The sequence below is a fragment of the Synechococcus sp. BA-120 BA3 genome (assembly GCF_034931285.1).
Classification (GTDB): Bacteria; Cyanobacteriota; Cyanobacteriia; order PCC-6307; family Cyanobiaceae; genus Cyanobium.
The window spans coordinates 1-5,618 of the sequence record NZ_JAYGHZ010000353.1 but is presented as its reverse complement, the minus strand read 5'-3'; the positions used below and the strand labels follow the sequence as shown (position 1 = coordinate 5,618).

The window sequence follows — 5,618 nt, the reverse complement described above, 5'->3', positions numbered from 1 at the left end:
CCTCCGGGTCGCCGGGCAGCGGTGCTGTGACGGCTGCCGCCAGGATCGCGCCGCCGCCGTGAGAGCAGCCAGGCGGCCACCAGGGCGGCGGCGGCGAACACGGCCAGCTGCACCGGCTCGGGGATCAGCCCCTGCTTGACGAGGGAACCGCCGATCCAGCTGCCCGCCAGGGCCGGCACCCCCAGGATCAGGGCGGGCCGGGGCGCCACCTGGCGCCGCCGCAGGTAGGGGCCGGCGTTGGCCACGGCCAGCAGGGTCACGGCCAGGAGCGAGAGCGGCACCGCCTCACGGGTGGGCAGCCCGGCGCCGCTGATCAGCAGGGGCAGCAGCAGGATCGAGCCGCCGGCGCCGAGCACCGCCAGCAGGAAACCGATCAGGGCACCGCCGGCGGCCATCAGCAGCAGCAGGGCGAGACTCAAGACCGTCCCCCCTGCCGGAGCGTCCCCTGGGCGGTATGGCGTGCGGACCGGGGAACGGTGGACATCGGGACGGGGCGGGCTGCTGACTATGACCATACACGCATACAACGGCAAAAGAGTGATAATGCTGTCACCGTCCGGGCCCCAACGGCGGGTGCGGCGCTGCATAATGTCGCTAGCGTCATAGTGAGTTGTCATGGGGATTGCCGGTCCCGGACCGATTCCCAGTCCGGAGCTGCTGGAGGAGTTCAGCCAGTTCTTCCGTCTGCTGAGCGAGCCGGCCCGGCTCCAGCTGCTCTGCCATCTGCGCCAGGGTCCGTGTGATGTCGCCTCCCTGATCGAGGCCACCGGGTTCAGCCAGTCCCACATCAGCCGCCAGCTCTCCCAGCTGCAGCGGGCCGGCCTCGTCAGCTGCGAGCGCGATGGGGTCCGCCTCATCTACCGGGCCGACGCCGAGCTGGTCGAGGAACTCTGCGACCTGGTCCAGAAGCGCATGAAGCAGCGCCTGCAGCAGCAGCTCGACCAGCTCCAGACCGCCTGAGGACAGGATCAGAGCCAGTGGGCCGGGTAGGCGGAGGCTCCCCTGACCCCCCGGCTGAACAGCCAGGCGAGCAGCACCAGAAGCACCGACCCGGAGAGCACGGGAAACAGCACGAATCCGGCCTCTGCCTTGAGGAAGACCCCGAGAAAGGCCACACCGCCGGCGGGGGGGTGGAGGCAGCGACCCTGCTGTCCCACCACGATGGTGAGTCCCACTGCCAGGGCCACACCCCAGGCGCCGGACCAGCCGCAGCTCACCACCAGAATCGCGATCAGTCCCCCCAGCGTGTTGCCCAGAATGATGTTGCGCGGCTGGGCCAGGGGGCTCCGGGGGTGGCCGAACAGCAGCACCGAGGACGCCCCCAGCGGGGCCGCCATCAGCAGATAGCCGCTCCAGGCGCTGAGGCCACCGAGGAGGGCCAGGGACAACAGGGCCCCGAGCCAGGAGAAGGCCAGGTGGTCGCGGGTGAAACGCGGCTGGTAGGCCCTGCCCCGCTCCCGCTCCGTGTGAACGGAAGCGAGCAGACGTGACAACCACACCGTCGGCTTTCCACGGGGCCTGGAGCCGGCGGAGCGACGGTGCTGGCGTTCGGGAGCCGATGGGCCGGCCCGGAGAGTCATGGCAGGGGCAACCGCTGCGGGTTGACGGGGCCATTGTGGCGAGTCGTTTCGCCGCATCGTGTGGCAGCGACCACCAGGACGGCTCGGCAGACTGACGGCGGTCCCCTGATGCCCGTTGGTGATCACGCGCTCTGACGCCCCCGGTCCGGCTCGCCCGGGCCCCCATCCCCTGTGGACCAGGGCCTTTCACGGGTTCAACCTGCTGGTGCTGCTGCTGATGGCCGCCAGCGGTCTGGAGATCTACAACGCCAATCCGGTCTTCGGCGGCCGGGCGGGGGCGACCGTGCCCGAGTGGCTCACCCTCGGCGGCTGGCTGGCCGGCGGCCGCGACTGGCACTTCGGCGTCATGGGCCTGTACGCCGCCAACCTGGGGCTCTGGATCGGCCTCCTGCTGCATCGGCGCCACCGGCGCCTGGCCGACGGCGGCGACCTGGGCACCCTGCGCCGCAGCGCCAGCCCCCCCCGACGCCGCCTGGCCAGCCACCGCATCACCTACACCCTGATGCTGGTCCTGCTGGCCTTCAGCCTGCTCACCGGCCTGGCCATGTACAAGCCGGCCCAGTTGTGGTGGCTGGTGTCGCTGTTCGCCTTCGCCGAGCCGGCCGGCCATTCCAGCTGGCAGACGCTGAGGGTCTGCCACCTGGCCACCATCCCCGCCATCGCCCTGCTGCTGGCGGCCCACGTGGGGCTGTCCTGGCGGGTGGGCGGCCTGCGGCTGCTGCGGCGGATGGCCCTGTGACGGGTAGCTCCCCCAGCCGTCGCCGTGCCCTCGGCCTGCTGGTCTCCGGCGGCTCCTCCCTGCTGCTGGGCGGCTGCGGCCTCAACCGCTGGAGCACCGCGGTGGGTGAGGCCACCCAGCCGCTGAACGAGCGGATCGAGGCCCTGCTGCAGGGGAAGGGGCCTGTGCCTGAGTTCCGGCGCAGCCAGGTGGAGCCGGCCGCCCTACTGGTCAACAGCTTCAACGGCACGCCCACCCTCGCGCCCGAGAGCTATCGGCTCGTCGTCAACGGGGCGGTGCGCCGCCCCCTGCGCCTCGATCTGGCCGCCCTGGCCGCCCTGCCCCAGCGGGAATGCGTCATCCGCCACGTCTGCGTCGAGGGCTGGGCGGCGATCGTCGCCTGGTCGGGGCCGCGGCTGGCCGATGTGCTCGCCCTGGCCGGCCCTTCACCGCTGGGGGCCTATCTGGCGATCCGTTCCGCCGACCAGTACTTCGAGACCTGGGACCTGGCCTCCGCCCTGCACCCCCAGACCCTGCTGGCCACCCACATGAACGGGGCGCCGCTGCCCGTGGCCAACGGCGCCCCCGTGCGGCTGGCCAGCCCCATCAAGCTCGGCTACAAGCAGAGCAAGTGGGTCACCGGCCTGGAGCTGATGACGGGCCTCGGCGACCGCCTCGGCACCTGGGAGGACAGGGGCTACGAGTGGTTCGCCGGGCTCTGATCGGACCGGCGGCGCTCAGGACTTGAGGGGCGCCCAGGCCATGGTGGCGTTGAACTTCTGGCACCAGATCAGCACCGATTTCTGGGCCTTGAGGTCGATCGAGGCGGGGATCACGTAGCTCTGGGCCCCCTTGCTGGATTTCAGCTTCGAGAGCAGCGTGTAGCTGCCGGGCTTGAGGGGAAAGGTGGGGGCCTTGCTCATCGCCAGGGGCGTGCCGGAGGGGCTGAAGGCCACCCAGAGATCGGGCGCCATGTCGTTGGTCTTGAAGTCGCCGCTGAGGGTGAGCACCGTCTTGCCGCCCTGTTGCGTGATCGAGAAACCACCGCTCACGGGAGCCTCCGCCTTGCGGAAGACGCCGCTGGCCTTCGCCATGGCCTGGGCCACGGAACCCAGGGCGGGGGTGATGATGGCCTCGCCGGCGGGGAGGCCGAGGCTGCGGGCGGGCAGGACGGCGCCGGAGAAGGCCGCCGCCGCCACCAGGGTGAGGGCGCCGCTGAAGGCGGTGCGGGGGGAGCGGGTCATGGTGAATCGGGTGTGAGGGGCGAGGGACAGGCCGGGCGTTGCGTCGCCGGAACCCGCGCTCACCAGCAGATACCCGTGGGCGGCCATTCCGGATTCGAGCCGGTGCCGGTTCAGGTGATCGCCACGGTGCGATGTCGGCCCCCTTCGCGCTCGCGGCTCACGAGGCCGGCACGGGAACCGTAGGGTCCCGGCCCAGCGCTCCGCAGTCGCTCCCCTGCTGTGTCCGGTTGGCCTGAATGGCGGCATCCTGGGCCGATGAGGCTCCCGAACCCATCGCAAGCCCGCCCGCAGCCGATCCCGGGCCTGCTGCCGCTGCTGCTCTACGTGTTGCTGCGGGGCCTGGATGCCACCGTGCTCAAGGGCCTGCAGGACCACGGGATGGCCCATCCGGTGGATGGCGAGAACCCGATCAGCTTCTGCAACGTCTTCTTCCTGGCCCAGCTGACGGTGGGCCTGGCGGCCCTGATCCCCGGGCGGCGCAGTCTGGGCAACGACCTGGCGCAGCTGGGGCCAGCCGATCGGCGCCTGCTGGCCCTGCATGGGGGCCTGGGCCTGTTTCTCGGGCCTGTGGCCTACTACCTCGCCCTGGAATCGCTGTCGGTGATCAGCCAGACCCTGCTGTTCGCCCTGGTGCTGCCCGTCTCCGCCCTGCTGGCGCGCTGGCTGCTCGGGGAGGCGCTCCCCGCGGGCTTCCGGCTCAGCCTGGTGCTGATCGGTGCCGGGCTGGTGCTGCCCCAGGCAGCCACGGCCATGGGCAGCGGCCGGATGGATGACGCCGCCGGCATCGCCTGGGCCCTGGTGGGGGTGCTGGCCTTCGCCGGCTCCGCCGTCAGCGGCCGTACCATCGCCGCCCGCCAATGGCCGGCGACGGTGAGTGTGGGGGTTCCCACCCTGCTGAGTGCCCTGGCCTTCGGGATCCTGGCCCTGGTGCTGTTCGGACCCCACCATTTCATCCTGCTGCGCCTCTGGTGGGTGGTGGGGGTGATCGGCGTCTATGCCGTCACGCTGTCCCTGGGCCGGGAGCTGGCCCTGCGCCAGGCCTACCGCCGCTGCAGTGTGGCCGTCGTCTCCCTCTGGAGCTCCCTGGCCCTGGTGGTGGCGGTTCTCAGCGCCGCCCTGCTGCTGGGGGAACCGTTGGGCCTCCCTGTGCTGGCCGGAGCGGCCCTGGTGCTGGCCGGTGTGTTCGTCAGCCGCCGGCCGGGCCCCATCCGATCGCAGCCTTCGCCGGTATCCGAAGCACGGCACCCCCGCTGAACACCCCCGGTCGTGAACTCCTCCGACGCCGAAGCCCCCCCCCGCCGTCCGCCGCTGCGGGGCTCCCTCCCGGGGGCACCCGGCGAGGGCGGCGATCTGGCCGCCCTCTACGACAGCTGCAGCGGTCCGGTGTATCGCCTGGCCGTGCGGCTGTGTCGCTCGAGCCAGGAGGCCGAAGACCTCACCCATGACGTCTTCCTGCGCTACTGGCAGCAGGGGCGCTATGACCCCGCCCGGGGTCCGGTGCTGGCCTATCTGCTTCTGTTGACCCGCTCGATGGCCATCAACCGCCTCAACCAGCGCGCCAACCGCTGGCAGCTGGTGCAACGCTGGTCGGAGCACCTGTTCCCTGCGGCCGTGCCCACGCCCCACGACCGTGCCGAGTCCGAGGATCTGGCCGAGCGGGTTCGGGGGGCCCTGGCGGCGATCCCCGCCAACCAGCGCCAGGTGCTGGAGATGGCCTACTACGAAGGACTGAGCCAGTCGGCGGTCGGAGCGCTGCTGGAGCTGCCCCTCGGCACCGTCAAGACCCGCGCCCGCCAGGGCCTGATCCGCCTGCGCGCCCTCCTCCACGATTCGCCCGCCCAGCCATGAAACCCGACGCCATCCCCACGTCCGATCCCGCCGGCATCGACGCCCTGCTCGCCGGCCATGCCCTGGGGGACCTCGAGGAGTCCGAGCGCGAGCAGCTGGCGATGCTGCTGCGGGAGCGGCCCGAGCTGCGCCAGCGGCTCGAGGAGTTCAGCACCACCCTGGAGCTGCTGCCCCTGGCCCTGCCGGCCACCGCGGTGCCGCCTCCCGCCCTGCGCCGGCGCCTCCTGC

8 protein-coding genes and 1 pseudogene are annotated in these 5,618 nt (G+C 71.8%); 6 read left to right on the top strand and 3 right to left on the bottom strand.

Annotated elements, in window-relative coordinates; genetic code table 11:
- Positions 1-395: TSUP family transporter (locus tag VB737_RS14590; RefSeq protein WP_500314023.1), on the bottom strand; the 395-nt coding region annotated here is incomplete at its 3' end.
- 220 nt (positions 396-615) lie between these two features.
- On the opposite strand from VB737_RS14590, the gene VB737_RS14585 reads away from it, so the two are divergent.
- Positions 616-960, top strand: a complete 345-nt coding sequence (locus VB737_RS14585; protein WP_500314021.1) for an ArsR/SmtB family transcription factor — start codon at positions 616-618, stop codon at positions 958-960.
- 8 nt (positions 961-968) lie between these two features.
- On the opposite strand, the gene VB737_RS14580 is transcribed toward VB737_RS14585, so the two are convergent.
- Entirely contained in the window at positions 969-1,580 is a 612-nt protein-coding gene (locus VB737_RS14580; RefSeq protein ID WP_500314019.1) for an HPP family protein, read from the bottom strand.
- Between the two features lie 118 nt (positions 1,581-1,698).
- On the opposite strand from VB737_RS14580, the gene VB737_RS14575 reads away from it, so the two are divergent.
- A complete protein-coding gene (locus VB737_RS14575) occupies positions 1,699-2,319 on the top strand; it encodes a cytochrome b/b6 domain-containing protein (protein ID WP_500314018.1) in 621 nt (206 codons plus the stop codon).
- Entirely contained in the window at positions 2,316-3,020 is a 705-nt protein-coding gene (locus VB737_RS14570) for a molybdopterin-dependent oxidoreductase (protein ID WP_500314017.1), read from the top strand. The genes VB737_RS14575 and VB737_RS14570 overlap by 4 nt, the downstream gene beginning before the upstream one ends.
- Positions 3,021-3,035: 15 nt before the next feature.
- Here VB737_RS14570 and VB737_RS14565 read toward each other — a convergent pair whose 3' ends face one another.
- Complete coding sequence (locus VB737_RS14565; protein ID WP_500314016.1) at positions 3,036-3,542, bottom strand: DM13 domain-containing protein; 507 nt, start codon at positions 3,540-3,542, stop codon at positions 3,036-3,038.
- Positions 3,543-3,797: 255 nt separating this feature from the next.
- Here VB737_RS14565 and VB737_RS14560 point away from each other — a divergent pair, with 255 nt between their 5' ends.
- The 3 genes and pseudogenes from VB737_RS14560 to VB737_RS14550 form a co-directional block, all read left to right on the top strand.
- Positions 3,798-4,796, top strand: a complete 999-nt coding sequence (locus tag VB737_RS14560) for a DMT family transporter (RefSeq protein WP_500314015.1) — start codon at positions 3,798-3,800, stop codon at positions 4,794-4,796.
- A 12-nt stretch (positions 4,797-4,808) separates the two neighbouring features.
- The gene (locus VB737_RS14555) at positions 4,809-5,390 is read left to right on the top strand and encodes a sigma-70 family RNA polymerase sigma factor (protein WP_500314013.1); all 582 of its coding nucleotides are present in this window, start codon (positions 4,809-4,811) and stop codon (positions 5,388-5,390) included.
- A pseudogene (locus tag VB737_RS14550) lies at positions 5,387-5,618 on the top strand (anti-sigma factor domain-containing protein); the annotation flags it as partial. The gene VB737_RS14555 and the pseudogene VB737_RS14550, both read left to right, overlap by 4 nt.

What these genes read in the sequence shown, in the direction of transcription:
- VB737_RS14585 (WP_500314021.1), top strand. Translation starts at nt 616, where the DNA reads ATGGGGATTGCCGGTCCCGGACCGATTCCCAGTCCGGAGCTGCTGGAG.
- VB737_RS14580 (WP_500314019.1), bottom strand. Translation starts at nt 1,580, where the DNA reads ATGACTCTCCGGGCCGGCCCATCGGCTCCCGAACGCCAGCACCGTCGC.
- VB737_RS14565 (WP_500314016.1), bottom strand. Translation starts at nt 3,542, where the DNA reads ATGACCCGCTCCCCCCGCACCGCCTTCAGCGGCGCCCTCACCCTGGTG.
- VB737_RS14560 (WP_500314015.1), top strand. Translation starts at nt 3,798, where the DNA reads ATGAGGCTCCCGAACCCATCGCAAGCCCGCCCGCAGCCGATCCCGGGC.